This is a genomic window from Rhodanobacter denitrificans (assembly GCF_003335105.1).
GTDB classification, from domain to species: Bacteria; Pseudomonadota; Gammaproteobacteria; order Xanthomonadales; family Rhodanobacteraceae; genus Rhodanobacter; species Rhodanobacter denitrificans_A.
Window position 1 is genome coordinate 309,387 of the sequence record NZ_QFWQ01000005.1, and the last position, 21,561, is coordinate 330,947.

14 protein-coding genes are annotated in these 21,561 nt (G+C 66.5%); 7 read left to right on the forward strand and 7 right to left on the reverse strand.

Annotation, left to right across the window (positions count from 1 at the left end; all coding sequences use genetic code 11):
- Position 1: 1 nt before the first annotated feature.
- Entirely contained in the window at positions 2-1,894 is a 1,893-nt protein-coding gene (gene prpE, locus DEO45_RS08725; RefSeq protein WP_114342606.1) for a propionate--CoA ligase, read from the forward strand.
- A gap of 94 nt (positions 1,895-1,988) precedes the next feature.
- On the opposite strand, the gene ahpF is transcribed toward prpE, so the two are convergent.
- From ahpF to DEO45_RS08740, 3 genes are all read right to left on the reverse strand, one after another.
- Positions 1,989-3,581 (reverse strand): alkyl hydroperoxide reductase subunit F, encoded by a 1,593-nt coding sequence (gene ahpF, locus DEO45_RS08730; protein ID WP_114342608.1) that lies wholly within the window; start codon positions 3,579-3,581, stop codon positions 1,989-1,991.
- A gap of 132 nt (positions 3,582-3,713) precedes the next feature.
- Positions 3,714-4,277, reverse strand: a complete 564-nt coding sequence (ahpC, locus tag DEO45_RS08735) for an alkyl hydroperoxide reductase subunit C (protein WP_114342610.1) — start codon at positions 4,275-4,277, stop codon at positions 3,714-3,716.
- A 177-nt stretch (positions 4,278-4,454) separates the two neighbouring features.
- Complete coding sequence (locus DEO45_RS08740; RefSeq protein ID WP_114342613.1) at positions 4,455-5,771, reverse strand: dicarboxylate/amino acid:cation symporter; 1,317 nt, start codon at positions 5,769-5,771, stop codon at positions 4,455-4,457.
- Between the two features lie 160 nt (positions 5,772-5,931).
- On the opposite strand from DEO45_RS08740, the gene prpB reads away from it, so the two are divergent.
- On the forward strand, positions 5,932-6,816 hold the full coding sequence (gene prpB, locus DEO45_RS08745; RefSeq protein ID WP_114342616.1) for a methylisocitrate lyase: 885 nt from the start codon (positions 5,932-5,934) through the stop codon (positions 6,814-6,816).
- A gap of 141 nt (positions 6,817-6,957) precedes the next feature.
- Entirely contained in the window at positions 6,958-8,103 is a 1,146-nt protein-coding gene (prpC, locus tag DEO45_RS08750) for a bifunctional 2-methylcitrate synthase/citrate synthase (protein ID WP_114342619.1), read from the forward strand.
- 83 nt (positions 8,104-8,186) lie between these two features.
- Here prpC and DEO45_RS08755 read toward each other — a convergent pair whose 3' ends face one another.
- Entirely contained in the window at positions 8,187-8,909 is a 723-nt protein-coding gene (locus tag DEO45_RS08755; RefSeq protein ID WP_114342622.1) for a TerC family protein, read from the reverse strand.
- 278 nt (positions 8,910-9,187) lie between these two features.
- Here DEO45_RS08755 and DEO45_RS08760 point away from each other — a divergent pair, with 278 nt between their 5' ends.
- From DEO45_RS08760 to DEO45_RS08770, 3 genes are all read left to right on the forward strand, one after another.
- A complete protein-coding gene (locus DEO45_RS08760) occupies positions 9,188-10,639 on the forward strand; it encodes a bifunctional 2-methylcitrate dehydratase/aconitate hydratase (protein ID WP_114342624.1) in 1,452 nt (483 codons plus the stop codon).
- A 358-nt stretch (positions 10,640-10,997) separates the two neighbouring features.
- On the forward strand, positions 10,998-12,116 hold the full coding sequence (locus DEO45_RS08765) for an OmpA family protein (protein WP_114342626.1): 1,119 nt from the start codon (positions 10,998-11,000) through the stop codon (positions 12,114-12,116).
- 120 nt (positions 12,117-12,236) lie between these two features.
- Positions 12,237-13,016: a pseudouridine synthase gene (locus DEO45_RS08770; protein WP_114342628.1), complete on the forward strand. Its 780-nt coding sequence runs from the start codon at positions 12,237-12,239 to the stop codon at positions 13,014-13,016.
- Between the two features lie 30 nt (positions 13,017-13,046).
- Here DEO45_RS08770 and kbl read toward each other — a convergent pair whose 3' ends face one another.
- The 3 genes from kbl to tdh all read right to left on the reverse strand — a co-directional run bounded on the left by kbl (position 13,047) and on the right by tdh (position 19,236).
- Positions 13,047-14,246 carry a glycine C-acetyltransferase gene (gene kbl / locus DEO45_RS08775; protein WP_114342631.1) on the reverse strand — a complete coding sequence of 400 codons (1,200 nt, stop codon included), beginning with the start codon at positions 14,244-14,246 and terminating at the stop codon, positions 13,047-13,049.
- An 87-nt stretch (positions 14,247-14,333) separates the two neighbouring features.
- Positions 14,334-17,987 (reverse strand): DUF748 domain-containing protein, encoded by a 3,654-nt coding sequence (locus DEO45_RS08780; protein WP_114342633.1) that lies wholly within the window; start codon positions 17,985-17,987, stop codon positions 14,334-14,336.
- A gap of 214 nt (positions 17,988-18,201) precedes the next feature.
- Positions 18,202-19,236 (reverse strand): L-threonine 3-dehydrogenase, encoded by a 1,035-nt coding sequence (gene tdh, locus DEO45_RS08785; protein ID WP_189339706.1) that lies wholly within the window; start codon positions 19,234-19,236, stop codon positions 18,202-18,204.
- A 139-nt stretch (positions 19,237-19,375) separates the two neighbouring features.
- Between tdh and DEO45_RS08790 the strand changes: the two genes are divergently transcribed.
- Entirely contained in the window at positions 19,376-21,493 is a 2,118-nt protein-coding gene (locus DEO45_RS08790) for a hypothetical protein (protein WP_114342637.1), read from the forward strand.
- Positions 21,494-21,561 lie beyond the last annotated feature (68 nt).

Below are 21,561 nucleotides of genomic sequence, written 5' to 3' on the forward strand. Positions count from 1 at the left end.
CATGCGTTACGAGGATTTCTACCGGCAGTCGATCGACGAGCCGGAGCAGTTCTGGGCCGAGCAGGCGCGGCTGATCCACTGGGATACGCCGCCGCGGCAGATCCTCGACCAGTCGAATCCGCCGTTCCGGCGCTGGTTCGTCGGCGGCACCACCAACCTCTGCTACAACGCGATCGACCGGCACCTGGCCGAGCGACCAGAACAGCTGGCGCTGGTGGCGGTCTCCAGCGAAACCGGGATCACCCGCGAGTTCACCTACCGCCAGCTGCATCGCGAGGTGAACGTATTCGCCGCCGTGTTGCAGTCACTGGATGTGGGCAAGGGCGACCGCGTGGTGATCTACCTGCCGAACATCGCCGAGGCGGTGTTCGCGATGCTGGCCTGCGCGCGCATCGGCGCGATCCATTCGGTGGTGTTCGGCGGCTTTGCCGCGCACAACCTGGCGCTGCGCATCGACGACGCGCAGCCGAAGCTGCTGGTCTGCGCCGATGCCGGCATGCGCGCGGGCAACGTGATCCCGTACAAGCCGCTGGTCGACGCGGCGCTGAACGAGTCCTCCGCGCCGCCGCCGCACGTGCTGATCGTCGACCGCAAGCTGGACCCGCAGATGACCCGGGTGGCTGGGCGCGACCTCGATTACGCCGAGCTCCGTGCGCGCCACGAGGGCGCCGACGTGCCGGTGGCGTGGCTGGAGTCGAACGAGCCGAGCTACCTGCTGTACACCTCCGGCACCACCGGCAAGCCGAAGGGCGTGCAGCGCGACGTGGGCGGCTACGCGGTGGCGATGGCGCTGTCGATCCGCACCGTGTTCGACATCGCGCCGGGGCAGGTGATGTTCGCCACCTCAGACGTGGGCTGGGCGGTAGGGCATTCCTACAACGTCTATGGTCCGCTGATCGGCGGCGCCACCTCGCTGCTGTACGAGGGCCTGCCCACGCGACCGGATGCAGGCATCTGGTGGCAGCTGTGCGAGCGCTACAACGTGCGTACGATGTTCTCTTCGCCCACCGCGATCCGCGTGCTGAAGAAGCAGGACGAGAGCTGGCTGAAGAAGTACGACCTGTCGAAACTGAAGTGGCTGTTCCTCGCCGGCGAGCCGCTGGACGAGCCGACCGCGCAGTGGATCACCGACGCGCTCGGCGTGCCGGTGATCGACAACTACTGGCAGACCGAGACCGGTTGGCCGGCGATCACCCTGATGCCGGGGCTGGAGCTGAAGACGGTGAAATTCGGCTCGCCCGGTCTGCCGGCGCCGGGCTACCGGATGAAGGTGATCGACGAGAACACCGGCAGGGAAGTCGCCGCCGGCACCAAGGGTGTGCTGGTGTTCCAGCTGCCGCTGCCGCCGGGCTGCCTGACGACCGTGTGGCGCGACGACGACCGCTACGTGCACAGCTACTTCAGCCACTTCCGCGAGCTGTTGTACAGCTCGCTGGACTGGGCGGTTCGCGACGAGGACGGCTACACGTTCGTGCTCGGGCGCACCGACGACGTGATCAACGTGGCCGGGCACCGCCTCGGCACGCGCGAGATCGAGGAGTCGGTGGCCAGCCACCCGGCGGTGGCCGAAGCGGCGGTGATCGGCGTGAAGGACGAACTGAAAGGACAGGTACCGATCGTATTCGCCACACTGAAGCAGGATGCCGGCGACGGCGCCCAGGCGGTGGCGAAGGCGATGCAGCAGCGCGTGGTCGACCAGCTCGGCGGCGTGGCGAAACCGTCACGTGTCTACGTGGTGAACGCGCTGCCGAAGACCCGCTCCGGCAAGCTGCTGCGCCGCTCGCTGCAGGCGCTGGCGGAGCAACGCGACCCGGGCGATTTGTCCACGCTGGACGACCCGGGCGCGCTCGACGATATCCGTCGTGCGCTGGAACGCGGACCCGACCAGGGTTGATGACGTACGGCGGGCACTGCCCGCCGGTTTGCTTTGTGCCGTGATTGGCAGTGGATCAAGAACGGCGGGCAGTGTCCGCCCTACAAAGCGGTGGTCACGCCGCTACCGCTTTCTTTTCCACTGCCGCCACCGGGCTGCGGATCAGGTGGTCGAACGCGCTCAGCGCGGCGGTGGAACCGGTACCCATTGCGATCACGATCTGCTTGTACGGCACGGTGGTGGCGTCGCCGGCGGCGAACACGCCGGGCAGCGAAGTCTGGCCGCGTGCGTCGATCACGATCTCGCCGCGCGGGCTGAGTTCCAGCGTGCCCTTCAGCCATTCGGTGTTCGGCAGCAGGCCGATCTGCACGAAGATGCCTTCCAGTGCAAGGCTGTGCATCACGCCGTCGGTGCGGTCCTTGTAGACCAGGCCGGTGACCCTCTGCCCGTCGCCGAGCACTTCGGTGCTCTGCGCGCTGACGACGACGTCGACATTGGACAGGCTGCGCAGCTTGCGCTGCAGCACTTCGTCCGCACGCAGCCTCCCATCGAATTCGATCAAGGTGACGTGGGCCACGATGCCGGCCAGGTCGATCGCCGCCTCCACGCCGGAGTTGCCGCCGCCGATCACCGCCACGCGCTTGCCCTTGAACAGCGGCCCGTCGCAGTGCGGACAGTAGGCCACGCCCTTGTTGCGGTACTCCTCTTCGCCGGGTACGCCCATCTGCCGCCAGCGCGCGCCGGTGGAAAGGATCACGGTCTTCGACTTCAGCGTGGCGCCGTTGGCCAGCCGGATCCCGATCAGGCCGTCGGTGGTGTCGCTGGCTGGCACCAGCTCTTCGGCGCGTTGCAGGTTCATCACGTCCACGTCGTATTCGTGCACGTGCTGCTCCAGCGCGGCGCCCAATTTCGGACCTTCGGTGTAAGGCACGGAGATGAAGTTCTCGATCGCCATGGTGTCCAGCACCTGGCCGCCGAAACGCTCGGCCGCCACGCCGGTGCGGATGCCCTTGCGTGCGGCATAGATTGCCGCCGCTGCGCCGGCCGGCCCGCCGCCGACGACGAGCACGTCGAACGCGTCCTTGGCCTTGATCTTCTCGGCCTCGCGGACGCTGGCGCCGGTGTCGAGCTTGGCCAGAATCTGCTCCAGGCTCATGCGGCCCTGGTCAAACACTTCGCCGTTGAGATAGACGGTGGGCACCGACATCACCTGGCGCGCTTCGACCTCGTCCTGGTACAGCGCGCCGTCGATGGCCACGTGCTGGATGCGCGGATTGAGCACGCTCATCAGGTTCAGCGCCTGCACCACGTCGGGGCAGTTCTGGCAGGACAGAGAGAAATAGGTCTCGAACCTGTAATCGCCATCGAGATTGCGTACCTGCTCGATCACCTCCGCAGCGGTCCTGGACGGATGTCCGCCGACCTGCAGCAGGGCGAGCACGAGCGAGGTGAATTCATGGCCCAGCGGAATGCCGGCGAAGCGCACGCCGATGTCGCTGCCGACGCGGTTGATCGCAAACGAGGGCTTGCGTGCGTCGTCGTCGCGGCGCACCAGGCTGATGCGGTCGGACAACGAGGTGATTTCCTCGAGCAGCTCGTTCAGTTCGGCGGACTTGGCGCTGTCGTCAAGGGACGCAACGATCTCGATCGGCTGTGTGACCTTTTCCAGATAGGCCTTCAACTGGGTCTTGAGGTTGGCATCCAACATGGCGGACTCCGTGGGATTTCTTCGGGATGTGCGTGGCGATCACCCGGGCGGACCCGGGCGTCGCGTTACGCCGTGTTTCGGTAAATCGGATCCGGGAGAACCCCGGATCCGGCGCGCAATGCGCGAGGTGAATCAGATCTTGCCGACCAGGTCCAGCGACGGCGCCAGGGTCTTCTCGCCTTCCTTCCACTTGGCCGGGCAGACTTCGCCCGGATGGGTGGCGACGTACTGCGCGGCCTTGACCTTGCGCAGCAGTTCCTTGGCGTCGCGGCCGATGCCGCCGGCAGTGATCTCGACGATCTGGATCTTGCCCGCCGGATCGATCACGAAGGTGCCGCGATCGGCGATGCCGGCATCTTCGATCAGCACTTCGAAATTCTTCGAGATCTGATGGGTCGGATCGCCGACCATGGTGTACTGGATCTTCTTCACCGCGTCGGAGGTGTCGTGCCAGGCCTTGTGGGCGAAGTGGGTGTCGGTGGACACCGAGTAGATCTCCACGCCCAGCTTCTGGAACTCGGCATAGTTGTCGGCCAGGTCCTCGAGTTCGGTCGGGCAGACGAAGGTGAAGTCGGCCGGGTAGAAGAACACCACCGACCACTTGCCCTTCAGGTTGGCGTCGGTGACTTCGATGAAGTTGCCGGCCTTGAGGGCCTGGGCCTTGAACGGTTTCACTTCGGTGTTGATCAGGGACATCGTTGCTTGCTTCCCGTGGTGGTTGAAAGATGGAGAGAGGTTACGGCCTGCAATATGATAAATCTAATTGATTGTTGGCATAGATTCGATTGTTTGAAACTATCGCATGGCTATCCAGAGGTGAGGTCGGGCAGGGCAGCTTCAAGCCCCGCCGCCCGGCCACGCCTGCGCGGGGAGTCAAGGATTTGCCGCAAGCCGGTCGCGCAACTGGTGGTCGACCACGGTGGCGGTGACGATGTCGCTGCCCACGTTCACCGTGGTGCGCATCATGTCGAGGATGCGGTCGACGCCGATGATGATGCCGATGCCCTCGGGCGGAATGCCGAAGGTGGCCAGCAGGCCGGCGATCATCGGCAGCGAGCCGCCCGGAATGCCGGCCACGGCCACCGCGCTGAGCACGGACAGCAGCATCAGGATGGCCTGGTGGCCCAGGGTGAGTTCCACGCCGAACGCCTGCGCCACGAACAGCACGACGCAGCCCTCGAACAGCGCGGTGCCGCTCATGTTCATGGTTGCGCCCAGCGGCAGCACGAAACCGGCCGTGCTGGGAGCGAGCTTCAACTCGTCGTGCGCCACCGCCAGCGAGGCGGGCAGGCAGGCGTTGCTGGAGCTGGTCGAGAACGCGGTGATCAGCAGCGGCCGGATCTGCCGGAAATAGGCCAACGGCGAGCGTCCGGCCAGGAAGCGCAACCACAACGACATGGTGCCGAACAGGTGCGACGCCAGCGCCACGCTGCAGCCGACCACGAACACCGACAGCGCCAGCAGCACGTCCACGCCGACCTTGACGATCACGCTGTAGATCATCGCCGGCACGGCGTACGGCGCCAGCTGCAGGGCGAAGCCGACGATCTTCGTCATCAGCTCGGTGATGGTGTCCAGCGCCAGCTGCACCCGCTTGCGCTCTTTCTCGCGCAACTGAGTGGCGGCCGCGCCGACCAGGATCGCGAACAGGATCAGCGGCAGCACGTCGCCCAGCACGTCGCGGCTGGGACCGGCCACCGCACCGAACAGGTTGCGCGGCATGAACATTTCCACCAGCGTGCCGAAACTCATGCCGGGTTGGGCCGCCTTCCTGTCGATCGTCTGCTGCGCGCTGCTGCCGTATTCCTGCATCAGCTGGCTGCGCGCCTGTTCGTCCAGGTGGCGGCCCGGCTGCACCGTGTTCATCATCGCCAGGCCGATCGCCACAGCGATGCCCATGTTGAGGAAGAACAGCAGGAAGGTCCGGCCGGCCAGCGGACCGAGCCGGTCCAGTCGGCCGAGCTGGGCCACGCCGGAGGCCAGCGAAGTGAACACCAGCGGGATCACCACGAAGAACAGCATGCGCAGGAAGATCTGCCCGAACGGGTCGAACACCGCGCCGGAGATCTTCTGCATCAGCGCCAGCGTGGCGGGGTGCAACTGGCCGATACCCAGCGTGGCCACGGCGGCCACCACGCCGATCACCAGGCCCCAGAGGATGCGTTTTGCGAGAGGAGTCGATGTGCTCATCCGGTTGAATGTAAGGGGTGGCGGCGGATTCGTCACGCAGGAACTTGCGCACCGGCACGGCCGGCCGCGCCGATGCCCTAGCGGCCCCCAGCTATGGCGGAAAGTCCAATCCCGGCTGCGGACGGGCATGGGCTAAAATGGCTGCTTTGACGGAGGTCACATGACGCAGCCAGCATCCCCGGGCGCACGTTTTCGCGCCGCACTCGCCGCCGAGCAGCCGCTGCAGGTCATGGGTGCGATTACCGCCTATGCCGGCCTGATGGCCAGACGGGTCGGCTACAAGGCGCTGTACCTCTCCGGGGGTGGCGTGGCTGCCAATTCGCTGGGCATGCCCGACCTCGGCATCTCCACCATGGAAGACGTGCTCACCGATGCCCGTCGCATCGTGGACGCCACTGGCCTGCCGCTGCTGGTCGACATCGACACCGGCTGGGGCGGGGCGTTCAACATCGCGCGCACGATCCGCAACTTCGAGCGCATCGGCGTGGCCGCGGTGCACATGGAGGACCAGGTCGGCCAGAAGCGCTGCGGCCATCGTCCCGGCAAGGAAGTGGTGCCGAAGGATGAAATGGTCGATCGCGTGAAGGCCGCAGTGGACGCGCGCACCGACCCCGGCTTCGTGCTCATGGCACGTACCGATGCGGCGGCCGTGGAAGGCATCGACGCGGCGATCGAGCGCGCGGTGGCCTACGTGGAAGCCGGCGCCGACATGATCTTCCCCGAGGCGATGAAGACGCTGGCGGATTACCGCAAGTTCAAAGCCGCGGTGAAGGTGCCGATCCTGGCCAACCTCACCGAGTTCGGCTCCACGCCGTTCTTCACCACCGACGAATTGCGCGAAGCCGGCGTGGACATCGCGCTGTACTGCTGCGGTGCCTACCGCGCGATGAACAAGGCGGCACTTCACTTCTACGAAACCGTGCGCCGCGAAGGCACCCAGAAGCACATCATCGACACCCTGCAGACGCGCGAGGAGCTGTACGACTTCCTCGGTTACCACGCCTACGAGGACAAGCTCGACACGTTGTTCTCGAAGCAGGGCTGACCCATACGATCAGCCACGTAGGGGGGCCGCTTGCGGGCGACATGTTTTGATGCTCGAAAGAAAGAGCATCGCCCGCAAGCGGGCTCCTACACACCACAAACGCACACGCGTAGCACCAAACCTGCACCCTGGAGATTCCCGATGAGCGAGCAAGCCCTTCCCAAGGCCAAGAAATCCGTCGCCCTGTCCGGCGTGGCCGCGGGCAATACCGCGCTGTGCACGGTCGGCCGCAGCGGCAATGACCTGCATTACCGCGGCTATGACATCCACGACCTGGCTGCCAAGGGCTGTTTCGAGGAAGTGGCCTACCTGCTGGTGCACGGCGTGCTGCCGAACTGGACCGAACTGAACAACTACCGCGCGCGCCTGAAGCGCCTGCGCGGCCTGCCGGCGCCGGTCAAGGCCGCGATGGAACTGCTGCCGGCCGCCACCCATCCGATGGACGTGCTGCGCACCGGCTGCTCGGTGCTCGGTACCGTGCTGCCGGAGAAGGACGACCACAACGTCACCGGCGCGCGCGACATCGCCGACCGGCTGATGGCCAGCTTCGGCTCGATGCTGCTGTACTGGTACCACTTCAGCCACAACGGCAAGCGCATCGAGACCGAGACCGACGACGACTCGATCGCGGCGCACTTCCTGCACCTGCTGCACGGTCGTAAGCCGAGCGAGCTGCATGCGCAGTCGCTGGACAAGTCGCTGGTGCTGTACGCCGAGCACGAGTTCAACGCCTCGACCTTCGCCGCCCGCGTCATCGCCGGCACCGGTTCGGACCTGTATTCGGCGATCACCGGTGCGATCGGCGCGCTGCGCGGCCCCAAGCACGGCGGCGCGAACGAGGTGGCGATGGAGATCATCGCGCGCTACCGCAGCGCGAACGATGCGGAAGCCGACATCCGTGCCCGTGTCGAGCGCAAGGAGATCATCATCGGCTTCGGCCACCCGGTCTACACCGTGTCCGATCCGCGCAACGAGATCATCAAGGAAGTCTCGCGCAAGCTGTGCACCGACGGCGGCAACCCGACCCTGTTCGACGTTTCCGAGCGGATCGAGAAGGTGATGGGCGAGGTCAAGAAGATGTTCCCGAACCTCGACTGGTTCTCGGCCAGCGCGTACCACATGATGGGCGTGCCCACCGCGATGTTCACGCCGCTGTTCGTGATCGCGCGCACCTCCGGCTGGAGCGCACACGTGATCGAGCAGCGCCAGGACGGCAAGATCATCCGCCCCAGCGCGAACTACACCGGCCCGGAAGACCAGGCCTACGTGCCGATCGACAAGCGCTGATCGCACCACTCGGAACGCGAAGAAAAGGGCGCCGTACGGCGCCCTTTTCTTCGCGTGATCGACTCCTGTGCCGGACCGTCCGTTCAGCCGCCGGGAAGGGCAGGGCCGTCGTGCGGCATCTTCCCGCGAGGGATGGATTTCGACCGCCGCCGCTGCACCAGCCAGCCGCCGCCGCAGATGGCGAGCACCGCCAGCGCATCCAGGCCGTACTTCGCCCAGCCGTTGGCGTCGAACCAGCCGCTGAGCAGAGGGTCGTGGGTGATCATGCGCCCGGCGGTGATCGCAATCGCGGCGGCGCCGATGTACATGATGATCGGGAAGCGGTCGATCAGCTTCAGGATCAGGGTCGAACCCCAGACCACCAGCGGCACGCTGATCAGCAGGCCGAGGATGACCAGGGCGAGGTGGCCCTTCGACGCGCCGGCGATCGCCAGCACGTTGTCCATGCCCATCAGCGCGTCGGCGGCGATGATCGTGCGCAACGCGCCCCAGAACGTGTTGCCGGCCTTGATGTCGGGGCTCTGTTCGTCACCGTGGCTCAACAGCTTCCAGGCGATCGGCAGCAGCAGCACGCCGCCCGCCAGCATCAGTCCCGGGAGCTTGAGCAGGTAGACGACGGCGGTGGTGAGCACGAAACGAACCGCGACGGCGCCGAACGTACCCCAGAATACGGCCTTCTTCTGCAGTTCCCTAGGCAGGCGAACGGCAGCCATGGCGATGACGATGGCATTGTCGCCGGCGAGAACGAGGTCGAGCAGGATGATGGCCAGCAGGCCGGAGAGAAAGTCGGGACTGGTGAATTCCATGGGCGTTTCCATGCGCGTCGGACAATGCGGCGACTGCGGACGCGCGCGACCCGCAGTCACCGCAAAAGTCTCGTTCGCAGCATGGCTGCCGAGGTGACCGGAGCGAAACGTCGCTCGTGTTGACGATCACCGCACCGGGGCAGGCGAAGCCGCCGCGGGAACTACTCCCTTTTGGGGGTGTGTTTGTCGGATTGTCGGGGGCGCTGCGATCGCGGTCAAGCGACGGGCTGCATGCCGGTCGGCTAAAATGGCGCTTTTCCCCTGCCGCGAGATCCGCCATGAGTGCGCACGATATCCGCTCCGCCGTCCGCCCCGATCCCGACCAGCCACTGGTCGACATCGCCAATTACGTGGTCGACTACCAGATCGACTCGAAGGAGGCGTACGACACCGCGCGCTACATGCTGCTGGACTCGCTGGGCACCGCGATGCTGGCGATGAAGTTTCCCGAGTGCGTGAAGCACCTCGGCCCGCTGGTGCCGGGCGCCACGCTGCCGGGCGGTGCGCGCGTGCCGGGCACCAGCCATGAGTTGGATCCGGTGCAGGCGGCGTTCGCCATCGGCACGCAGATCCGCTGGCTCGACTTCAACGACACCTGGCTGGCGGCCGAGTGGGGCCACCCGTCGGACAACCTCGGCAGCATCCTGGCGGTGGGCGACTACCTGAGCCGCAAGGCGGAGCGGGAGGGTGGCCGGCCGCTGACCGTGCGCGACGTGCTCGGCTACGCCATCAAGGCGCACGAGATCCAGGGCTGCTACGCGCTGCTGAACAGTTTCAACCGGGTTGGCCAGGACCATGTGATCCTGGTGCGGCTGGCTTCCACCGCGGTGGCCACGGCGATGCTCGGCGGCGACAAGGAGCAGATCACCACCGCTGTCTCGCACAGCTGGATCGACAACGGCGCGTTGCGCACCTATCGCCATGCGCCGAACACCGGCCCGCGCAAGAGCTGGGCCGCCGGTGACGCCTGCCGCCGCGCAGTGACCCATGCCATCAATGCGGTGTATCGCGGCGTGGTCGGTTATCCGTCGGCACTGTCGGCGAAGACCTGGGGCTTCTACGACGTGGCGTTCAAGGGCAAGCCGTTCGAGTTCGAGCGTCCGTTCGGCAGCTACGTGATGGAGAACGTGCTGTTCAAGATCAGCTACCCGGCCGAGTTCCACGCGCAGACCGCGGTGGAGTGCGCGATGAAGCTGCACGGCGAAGTGGCGGGCAGGCTCGACCAGGTCGAGAAAATCGTCATCGAGACCCAGGAAGCGGGCTGCCGCATCATCGACAAGACCGGCCCGCTGGCGAACTACGCCGATCGCGACCACTGCATCCAGTACATGGTGGCGGTGCCGCTGATCTTCGGTCGACTGGTGGCCAGCGACTACAACGACGACGTAGCCGCCGATCCGCGCATCGACACGCTGCGCGACAGGATGACGGTGGTCGAGAACCCGCAGTTCACACGTGATTACTTCGATCCCGCCAAGCGCTACATCGGCAATTCGGTGCAGGTGTTCTTCAAGGACGGCAGCAGCACCGAAAAGGTGTCAATCGACTATCCGATCGGCCACCGCAAGCGTCGCGCCGAAGGCATTCCGGTGTTGCTGCGGAAGTTCGAGGCGGCTATGCGCGACCAGCTTCCCGCGCATCAGGTCAAGGCGATCATGGCGGCAGTCGAGGATCCGGCGCAGTTGGACGCCATGCCGCTGCAGCAGTTCCTTGGGCTCTTCACATTGTAAAGACGGTGTGAGTGGAAGATTAATGGCAGGGCAGTCGCAATATTGGCTGCTGCCTTGCCAATCCGCTTCCGCCCGGGAATCCAGCGTTAATGCAGTGGCAACGCGTGACACCGGCTTCCATACGCGGATCCGGTCATGTGCAAGTCAATGAACTTTCCTGAACAAAGCCTCACCAGGATGGTGTGGGAACGATGTTAAAGCGCTACCTGCTTAACGATTTTGCTACACTCTCCGCCGCTTGTTGCAGGAAAACACCAAGCAGGGGCTGCCAGAGTCCTGAATGAGTAGTTCAGTTCTGACGTACGACTTCCGGTTGGGGTTGAACGGATGCGAAATCTAATAAACGAGGAGACACCTGATGAAACGTAAGGGCTTGTATTTTCTGATCGCGCTGGCCCTGGGCGGCGTAGGTGCCGTTCATGCGCAGAACACTGCCGCTCCCGCCGATACCACCGCTGCCACTTCTTCCTATGACGGTCGTTGGTATATCGCGCCGACGGTGGGCGGTTATTACAACGACACCGACCGCAACACCAACAGCCGCCAGTTCTATTATGGCCTGGGCGTAGGTCGTTTCATCGCGCCGAATGTCTCGATTGACGGGTTCATTGACCGCACCAAGCGCAATCGTGACTCCCAAGTCGGTGGCGGCAGCTGGTCCAACAACAACGTCGGCGCGGTTGCGCGTTTCTATGCGGGTGACTGGAACGCCTGGCGTCCGTACCTGCTGGCCGGCGTAATGGGCAGCAACCACCACAACTCCGGTGACAACGGCTGGTCGCCGGCTGCCGAGCTGGGTGGCGGTGTGTCGAAGACGATCACCGACAGCTCGGACTTCCGTGCCGAAGCCGGCTACCGCTATGACTGGGACAACAAGTCGCAGCCGTCGAAGAGCGGTTACGGCGACTGGTTCCTGGGCTTCAGCATCGTTTCGCGCTTCGGCGCGCCGGCCGCGGCTGCGGCCCCGGTAGCGGCGACCCCGCCGCCGGCTGACTGCTCGACCATGGACAGCGACCACGACGGCGTCAACGATTGCGACGACAAGTGCCCGGGCACTCCCGCCGGCACGATCGTCGGCCCGGATGGTTGCCCGCAGAAGGTCGTGATCGACCTGCGCGGCGTGAACTTCAAGTTCGATCGCCCGAAGAAGGGCGAGACCGATATCTCGAAGTCGCTGGCCGAGCCGAGCGCCGATTCGATCGCGGTGCTGAACCAGGCCATCGACACCCTGCAGCGGTATCCGCAGGTGAAGGTGACGGTTGCCGGTTACACCGACGCGAAGGGTACCGATGCCTACAACCAGAGCCTGTCGGAGCGTCGTGCGAAGATCGTGTACGACTACCTGACCGGCCACGGCATCGCTGCCAGCCGTCTGGAGGGCCCGATCGGCCACGGCAAGAACGACCCGATCGGTGACAACAGCACCGACGCGGGCCGTGCGCAGAACCGCCGTACGGAACTGCAGGTCCAGCAGTAATCGGACCGCGTAATGCAGCAATGAAAAAACCCGGCTTCGGCCGGGTTTTTTTTGGTTTCCTCCCTGTGGCTGGGGTGCGTCTTGTTGTCGCATCGCGGCTGCGGCCTATACGCTAGCGCGATGCCTCGTCCGCCTTTCCGCTCCGCACCTCCTGCCGCAGCATCCGCACTGCAGCCGCCACGGCACGGGCTGGCGCGCGTGCTGTCCAAGCTGGGCGCATGCTCGCGCAGCCAGGCCGAGCAGTGGGTTCGTGACGGTCGCGTCAGCGTGGAGGGCCGGGTGGTTCGCGATCCCTACCATCCGACCTTGATCGATCGGCAAAGGGTGGCCGTCGATGGCCAAGTGGTGAAGCCTGTCGAGTGTGTCTATGTCGCCTTCAACAAGCCACGCGGGCTGGTCGTCAGCGCATCCGACGAGCACGGACGCGCCACGGTCTATACCGCGCTGGCCGCCGCCGGGCTGCCGTGGCTGGGCCCGGTGGGGCGGCTGGACAAGGCCAGCGAGGGCCTGTTGCTGCTGAGCAACGACACCAGCTGGGCCTCCGCCATCACCGACCCGGCCACCCACCTCGACAAGACCTACCACGTGCAAGTGGCCGGCCGGCCCGACGCATCGACTCTCGAGGCGATGCTGAGGGGCGTGGAGGACGCCGACGATCGGCTGGTTGCGCGCCGCGCGTCGCTGCTGCGCACAGGCGAAAAGAACGCCTGGCTGGAGGTGGTGCTGGACGAGGGGCGCAACCGGCACATCCGCCGGTTGCTGGCCGTGCTGGGTTTCGACGTGTTGCGCCTGATCCGGGTGGCGATCGGACCGCTGGCACTGGGCGGATTGGCGAAGGGGCAATGGCGGCGGCTGAGCGCCGATGAAGTGCGCTCGCTTGCCGCGCCATCTGTCCGGTAGAAGCCCGCCAGCGGACTTCCGCAACCGCGGTCAGACCGGGATGATGCCCAGCTTCCGGCCCACCCTGGTGAAAGCGGCGATGGCCCGGTCGAGGTGCTCGCGGGTATGCGCCGCGCTCATCTGCGTACGGATGCGCGCCTGGCCCTGCGGCACCACCGGGTAGAAGAAACCGGTGACGTAGATGCCTTCCTCCAGCAGAGCGCTGGCCATCGCCTGCGCCTTGGGCGCGTCGTAGATCATCACCGGCACGATCGGGTGGACGCCCGGCTTGATGTCGAAACCGGCTGCGGTCATCTGCTCGCGGAAGTAGTGCGTATTCTGCTTGAGCTTGTTCCGCAGGTCACCGGCACTGGCCAGCATGTCGAACACCTTGATCGCGGCGGCGACCACGTGCGGCGGCAGCGAGTTGGAGAACAGGTACGGACGCGAGCGCTGGCGCAGCAGTTCGATCACTTCCTTGCGACCGGTGGTGAAGCCGCCCAGCGCGCCGCCCAGTGCCTTGCCCAAGGTGCCGGTGAAGATATCGATCTTGTCCATCACGCCGTTGACCTCGGCCGAGCCGCGGCCGGTGTCGCCCAGAAAACCGGTGCAGTGGCACTCGTCGATGTGCACCATGGCGTCGTATTTCGCCGCCAGCGCGGTGATTTCGTCGAGCTTGGCGATGAAGCCGTCCATCGAGAATGCGCCGTCGGAGGTGATCAGCTTGGTCCGGGCGCCGGCCGCGTCGGCGGCCTTGAGCTGGGCCTCCAGGTCGGCCATGTCGCTGTTGGCGTAGCGGAAGCGTTTGGCCTTGCACAGGCGGATGCCGTCGATGATCGAGGCGTGGTTCAGCGCGTCGGAGATCACCGCATCCTCCTCGCCCAGCAGCGGCTCGAACAGGCCGCCGTTGGCGTCGAAGCAGGCGGCATAGAGGATGGCGTCCTCGGTGCCGAAGAAAGCGGCGATCTTCGCCTCCAACTGTTTGTGCAGGTCCTGCGTGCCGCAGATGAAGCGCACGCTGGCCATGCCGAAGCCGTGGCTGTCCAGCGCGTCCTTGGCGGCCTGGATCACTTTGGGATGATCGGCCAGCCCCAGATAGTTGTTGGCGCAGAAGTTCAGCACCTTGCGGCCGCCTTCCAGCTCGATCTCGGCAGACTGCGGCGAGGTGATGATGCGCTCGGCCTTGAACAGCCCCTGTTCGCGGATGGAGTCCAGTTCGCTGGCGTAGCGCGCCTTGGTGGGGTAGGTCATGGCAGGGTTCCGGGCCTTGGGGAGAGCCCATTGTAGCGGCCGGCCACCGCCAGCGAACGGGTGTCCGGCTCCGTTCCCGCCGCTCCGTCAGCGCAAGCCGAAATCCACACGCGTCGTCTTGCCCTTGTCCTCGATGCCCTTGGCGTCGAGCTTCGGTGCCTGCAGCGCCATGCGCTTGTCGTCCAGCTTGCCTTTCAGCCAGGCCTGCACCGCCAGTGCACGGCGTTCGGCCAGTTGCTTCATGGCTTCGGCATCGACCGGCATGTTGGTTTCCAGCAACTGGTGCATTTCCTCTGGCGGCTGCGACTTGGTCAGGCCGATGATGTTCTTCGGTTTCGGGAACTTGGCGCGCTTGTACACCCGCACCAGGTAATGCTGGTATTCGTCCGGGGTAAGCTGGAGCGCGGCCGGATCCTCGTGCTTGCCGTCGTCGTCGGCCTTGGCCTGGCGCACCAGGTCATCGACCATCACCTTGCGCAGGCCATTTTCGTCGACGCCGGGATCGACGCGGCCCGAGATGTCCAGCGTCAGCGATGGCCTGGACTGCAGGAACGCCACCAATTGTTCCAGCCGCGACTTGGCCTCGGCATCCAGCACGGCCGAGCCCGGCGCGAATTCCACGTAGCCCAGGTCGGGCTTGTTGCCGCCGCCGATCGACGCCAGCAGTCGGAACGGCGACGTCACGGCGCGGGTGATCAGGTTCACGAACGCATGCCAGACCAGGCTGCCCATGCTGAACTGCGGATCGTCCAGCGAACCGGACACCGGGATGTTCAGGTCGATGTTGCCGTCGGCGTCCTTCAGCAGCGCCACCGCGAGCTTCACCGGCAGGTGGCTGACGCCGACACCCTCGATGCGGTCGCCGAAGGTCAGCTGGGTGATGAAGATGTGGTTGTTCGCGACCAGCTTGCGCTGGTCGAGCTGGTAGTGGACGTCGACGTTGAGCTTGCCGCTGGTGATCGGGTAGCCCGCGTATTTGCCCGAATAGGGCGACAGATGCGGCAGCTCGACGCCATCGGCCTTCGCCTTGATGTCGAGGAAGGCCACCGGCGTCAGAGGGTTGATGGTGCCGTTGATGTCCACCGGGGAGTTTTCGTCGAGCTTGCCCTGCAGTACCAGCTCCGCCGGCGGTGCGCCGCCGGTGGTGCCGAAGGCGCCGATCTTGCCGGTGAGGCCGGTGACGTTCGCGGTGTAGTTCGGCTTGATGAAGTTGTCGGTGTAGTTCAGTTCGCCGCGGGCGAGGGTGATCTGGCCGATGTGGATTTCCGGGGCCGGCCCTTCTGCGTTCGGCGCCGCGGCCACCGCGGCGGCTGGCGCGGTCGTCGAGGCGGGAGCCGGCTTGGCCTTGGCCGGGTTCGCCGCGGCTCCCTGTTCGCGGGTCACCGATACCGGGGCCGCCGCGGGATTCGCGACGACGTCCTGCAGGTTCAGGCGGCCGTTCGCGTTGATGATGACGCGGGCATAGAAGTCGCTCAGCGCGATGCCGTCGATGTCGGCGCGCGGCGCGCCCTCGCCCAGCCGGATGGCCATGCCCGAGGCAGTCAGCGAGTGCCAGCGCAGGAAATCGTCGCCGGTCAGCTTGTCCTGGATGCGGACCCGGCCGAACGTGGCGTGGCCGCGATAGTCCACCCGGGCGGGAGCCTTGCCCCGGTCGCTGTAGCGTGCGCGTCCGTCCATGCTGAGCAGGGCGCTGGCGATGTGCACGTTCAGCGGTACGCTGATCAGGGACTGCAGCGGCGCGATATCCACGCCGGAGGTCTTCAGGCGCAGGTCGGCATCGAGCGGCTGCGGTTTCACGCTGCCCTCGACGCTGTACTTGCCCTTGCCCAGCTGGCCGGTCAGCGCCAGCTTCAGGGGCTTGTGCAGATCGCTGGACAGTCCGTCGATGCTGTAGTGCCCGGCATGCACCAGCAACGGCATCGGTCGGTCGGCAGCGAGATTCTTGAACCTCACATCGCTGTCCTGCAGTTGCAGGTTCGCCACGCTCCAGCGCCACGCCGGCGCAGCCGCGGCCGTGCCAGCTTTGGCGGGTGCCGGCGGTGTGCCCATCAGCGTGGCCAGGTCGATCGTGCCGTTGCGCAGGCGCTGCAGGTCCAGCTTCAGCCCGTCGACGAGCACGCTGTCGAGGCGGGCCTCGCGGCTGAGGAGATCGAGGCTGGCGATCTTCAGCCGCAGGGACTTCCAGGCCAGCGGCGTGGCCTGGCCGTCACGCCGTTTCAGGGCCAGGCCGTTCACCACGAAGGTGGCCGGCTCCAGGTGCAGGTTCACCGCCTTGCCCCATTCGGCCCGCAACTGGCCGTCGGCATCCAGTGCGCCGCCGGCGACGGTCGCCTTCAGCTGCGGCAGTGCCAGCGGTTGCAGCGGCGCCAGTTGCACGCCCTGCAGCTTGAGCTTGCCGTTGAAGCGCGCGGCGGCGAGATCCAGGCCGCCTTTGCCGGCGATGCCGCCGCCATTGAGCTGGCCGGCGATGTCGAGTGCGGCTGCCGGCGCCGCCACGGTGGACAGCCCGTGCACCGTGCCATGCAGGTTCTCCAGTTGCAGCGTGCCGGGCGCATCGCCGCTGGAGCCGAGGTCGGCATAGTCGAAGCGGCTGGCGTTCAGGCTCAGCGTGTCGATCCTTACCTCGGTGGGCTTGCCGGCCGGCTGGCCGGCCGGGGCGGGTGGAGCGGTGGGTGCGAGAAGCGGATCGAAGTTGCTGTGGCCGCCGGCGGTGCGGTGGTAGTGCACGGTGGCCTTGTCCAGCGAGATCGCGCCCAGGTGGTAGTGCGACTGCAGCGGCTGCACGTCGACCAGTTCGGCGGTGCCGTGCCCCAGTTCCAGCAGCGCCACGCCGTCGGGGTTGTTCAGCGCGAAATCGTCCAGGGCCAGGCCGCCGCCCAGGCGCAGCTGGTTGCCATCCGGGGCCGCCACGAAATGCAGTTCCAGCTTGCCGGACAGCTGGCCGCGAGGCACTGCGACCGGCAGCGGCGTCGGCGCGTAGGCGAGGTACTTCGGCAGGTCCAGGTGATCGATCTGGAACGTCATCACCGATTCGCGGCTGTTCGCGAACGGCTTGGTCTGGCCGTCGATGCGCAGCGGACTGCCGTCCACGCGCATCGCCAGCAGCGGTTGCACGAACAGGTCGGTGTCGGCGGGCAGGTTCGCCAGGAACGGAATCCCCACCTCGATCCGGTCGACGCGGTGGCTGGTTTTCAGCACCTGGTCGTCGAATGCGATGTCGCCGCCGTGCACGCTGATATTGGCGAGCGCGAAGCGTGCCGGTTTCGCGTTGGGGTCGGACGGACGGGAGAGTCGCTGGACCATGTCCGAGAAATTGAAGCGCTGCGGCCCGGTGCGCACCAGATGGATCCGCGGCTGCTGTACGGCCAGCTCGTCCAGTACCGGCGCCAGCCGGAACAGCGAGGCCCACGACGCATTGATGGTGAGCCGGTCCACGTCCACGAACGGCGAGTGGCCGTCGGCGTCGGCGATGTGCAGCCGGTCCAGATCCAGGCGCAGCGTGTACGGGTTGAGGTGCGCAGCACCGATTGTCACCGTGCGCCCGAGTGCCGCGCCGAGCCGTGCCTGCAATTGCGAGCGGATGATCGGCGGCGCCGCAAAGAAGCCCAGCAGGCCGAACACCAGCAGCACGATCGCGGCGATCAGCAGGTTGCGGCGCAGGCGGTGCGAGCGGTACAGCCGCTCGGCGCGTTCCCGCACAGCGACCCAGCGTGGCCCGGCGAGAAAATGACGATCGAGCATGGACAACTCCCCGTGGGCACCCGGCCTGGTGGCGCGGAATACGCCGTGCCGGCCGTTGGCCATCCTGCCTCTCAGCGCGGACCGGTGCAGTGTACGGAGAAGCCGGGGGTGGGTGAAGGACCGGCCGACTTGCGCGTCAGCAGCGGTTGGGTCGGCCCGGCGACATTCACGGAACGGACGTCGCCGTTCCGTGAACTCGAGGTGCGCGCCGCGCTCAGCTCCAGGAGCAGACCACCTTGCCGCACTTGCCGGCGTCCATCAGGTCGAAGCCCTTCTGGAAGTCGTCGATGCGGATCTGGTGGGTCAGCACCTTCTGCAGCGGGAAGCCGGTCAGCACCATCTGCGTCATCTTGTACCAGGTCTCGTACATGCGCCGGCCGTAGATGCCCTGCAGGGTGAGGCCCTTGAAGATCACCTTGTCCCAGTCGATGCCGGCGCCCTTGGGCTGGATGCCGAGCAGGGCGATCTTGCCGCCGTGGTACATGCAGTCGAGCATGTCGTTGAACGCGCGCGGGTTGCCGCTCATCTCCAGGCCCACGTCGAAGCCCTCCATGTGCAGGTCCTTCATCACGTCCCGGAGCGACTGGTTGGTGACGTTGACCACCCGCGTGGCGCCCATCTCGGCAGCCAGCTTCAGGCGATAGTCGTTGACGTCGGTGACCACCACGTTGCGCGCGCCCACGTGCTTGGCGATGCCGGCGGCGATGATGCCGATCGGGCCGGCGCCGGTGATCAGCACGTCCTCGCCGATCAGGTCGAACTCCAGCGCGCAATGCGCGGCGTTGCCGTAGGGGTCGAAGAACGCGGCCAGCTCGGACGGGATCTGGTCCGGGATCGGCCACAGGTTCGAGGCCGGCATGCTCATGTACTCGGCGAACGCGCCGTTGCGGTTCACGCCGATGCCGATGGTGTTCGGGCACAGGTGCTGGCGCCCGGCGCGGCAGTTGCGGCAGTGGCCGCAGACGATATGGCCCTCGGCCGAGACGCGGTCGCCGACCTTGTAGCCGGTGACGCCGGGGCCGATCTCCACGATCCGGCCGACGAACTCATGGCCGATGGTCAGGCCGGGCTTGATCGTGCGCTGGCTCCATTCGTCCCACTTGTAGATATGCAGGTCGGTGCCGCAGATCGCGGTCTTCTCGATCTTGATCAGCACCTCGTTCGGGCCGACCTCGGGCAGCGGCACCTCTTCCATCCAGATGCCCTGCTCGGGCTTGCGCTTGACCAGGGCTTTCATTGTCTGCGGCATGGGAATTTCCGTGGGGAGGGCAGGTAAACAGGCATTATAGGAGGCGCGCGGGAGGGCGGCTTCGTGCAGTGCAGCGTTGTCGTTCCGGACCCGTGCTTTTACTGTCGCAAGACTGTGCGTCACTGAACGGAGTGGGCGAATGCGTTTGAGCACGATGGCGAGTTTGGTCGGGGCGGCGGCACCGAAGCGGCGGTGGCGTTCCGTCGTTTCGTCGCTGGCCCTGGTGGCGGGCCTGGCGGCGATGCCGGCGGCGCAGGCGGCGCCGGATCCGGGGATCGGGACACCACTGCAGTTCCGCATCACGGAGGGGAACATCGAGAACGCGTTTTTCCAGGACGGAAGCGTCGCTGCCCATCTGCTGCTCAGCTCCGGCGAGAAGCCGCGCGTGCTGGTGGCGTTCCCGGCCGGCAACAGCGGTGCAGGCATATGGTTCGAGCCGACCGACAAACCGGTGCACTGGTCCCTGGGGCGGGTGACGGGCCAGCAGCGCGTCGTGGAGGGCCACGCCTGGAACGGCATCGCCGCCGATGCCAGAGTGACGGCTGATCGGCTGGTATTGAAGGATGCCGTGCTCGGCAGCATCCGCGTGTTGCGCGACTACCAGCTCGGCCAGGGCTACACCGCACAGGTGGCGGCCACGCCGCAGATCGTCGCCACGCCGCAGCTCACCGGCCGCTCGATCCGTTGGCAGCGCCAGCGGCTGGACGGCGCGCCGGGTTACGCCATCGCGCTGAGCACGGACAACGGCCGCTTCGTCCGCGAGAACGGGCGCATCGTGCTGCGCCCGGATCGTGCGGGCGAGGCGCTGCACCTGCGCATCGAAGCCAGCACCGGCGAGCCCGCGCTGACCCCGTTCGCCAACCTGCTCAACGACCATGCGCAACCTGATCTGCGCAGCCGCGAGGCGCTGCAGTTCCTCAGCTACCGCGAGAAATTCCTCGCCGGCTCCTGGCGTTTCGATACCTATTTCGGGCGCGACACGCTGATGTCGCTGCGCCTGCTGATGCCGGTGCTGCAGCCGGCCGCGGTCGACGCCGGGATCGCCTCGGTGCTGTCGCGCCTCTCGCCGGATGGCCAGGTCGCGCACGAGGAGGGCATCGGCGAGTTCGCGGTGCTGCAGCATCTCAAGGAGGAGGGCAAGCCGTCGGCCGCGCCGATCTACGACTACACGATGATCGACGGCAACTTCATGCTGCCGCCGGTCGCGGCCGCATGGTTGCTGGAGGATCCGCGCGGACGTGAAGGCGCCCACGCCTTCCTGGCCGGCAAGCTCGGGATAGGGCGGCAGGGCGATGCGCTGGTGCGCAACCTGCTGTTCGTCGCCGCCAGCAGCGAAGCCTTCGCGCGCAAGCCGGTGTACGCGAACCTGATCGCGCTCAAACCCGGCGCCAAAGTGGGGCAGTGGCGCGACAGCAACGAGGGCATCGGCCGCGGCCGCTATCCCTACGACGTCAATGCGGTCTGGATGCCGGCCGCGCTGCGCGCGATCGGCCAGTTCCTCGATGCCGGCCTGCTGGACGGCTACACCACGCAGGCGCAACGCGAGCGCCTGCGCGCGGCCGCGGCCAGCGCCGGCGATTGGGAGCAGCACGCCAGCGCCCTGTTTACCGTGGGCCTGTCCAACAAGCTCGCTACCCGGCAGGTGCGCGATTACGCCAGGCAGATCGGTGTGTCCGATGCTTCCGCATTGAAGGCCATGGGCGGCGCCAGCCTGGAATTCCCTGCCATCGCGCTGGATGCGCAGGGCAAGCCGATTCCGGTGCTGCATTCGGACGAGGGTTTCCAATTGTTGTTCGGCAAGCCTGACCCCGCCGTGCTGGACCGCAACGTCGCCAGCCTGATGCGGCCGTTCCCGGCGGGCCTGATGACCGACGTGGGCATGGTGGTCGCCAATCCCGCCTACGCCGATCGCGAGGTGTGGTCGCGCTTCGGCAACAACGCCTACCACGGCACCGTGGTCTGGGCCTGGCAGCAGGCCATCATGGCTGCCGGCCTGAAGCGCCAGCTGGCCCGCGCCGACCTGTCCGCCCCAACCCGTCGGCACCTCGAGGCGGCACAGTCCGAGCTGTGGCGGGCGATCTGCGCCGCCGGTGCGGTACGTACCTCGGAGCTGTGGTCCTGGTCGTACGCCAACGGCCATTACCGCATCGAGCCGTTCGGTGCGGAAGGCACGCACGAGGACGAATCCAACGCCGCGCAGCTGTGGAGCACGGTGTTCCTGGCGCTGCCGCCGCCGGCCGGGCAGTCCTGTCGCTGAGCCTCCCCGATGCCGGCCGCCCTCGTGCGGCCTGGCATCGGCCTTTCTTCGCGGACGTCGTCTTCCCG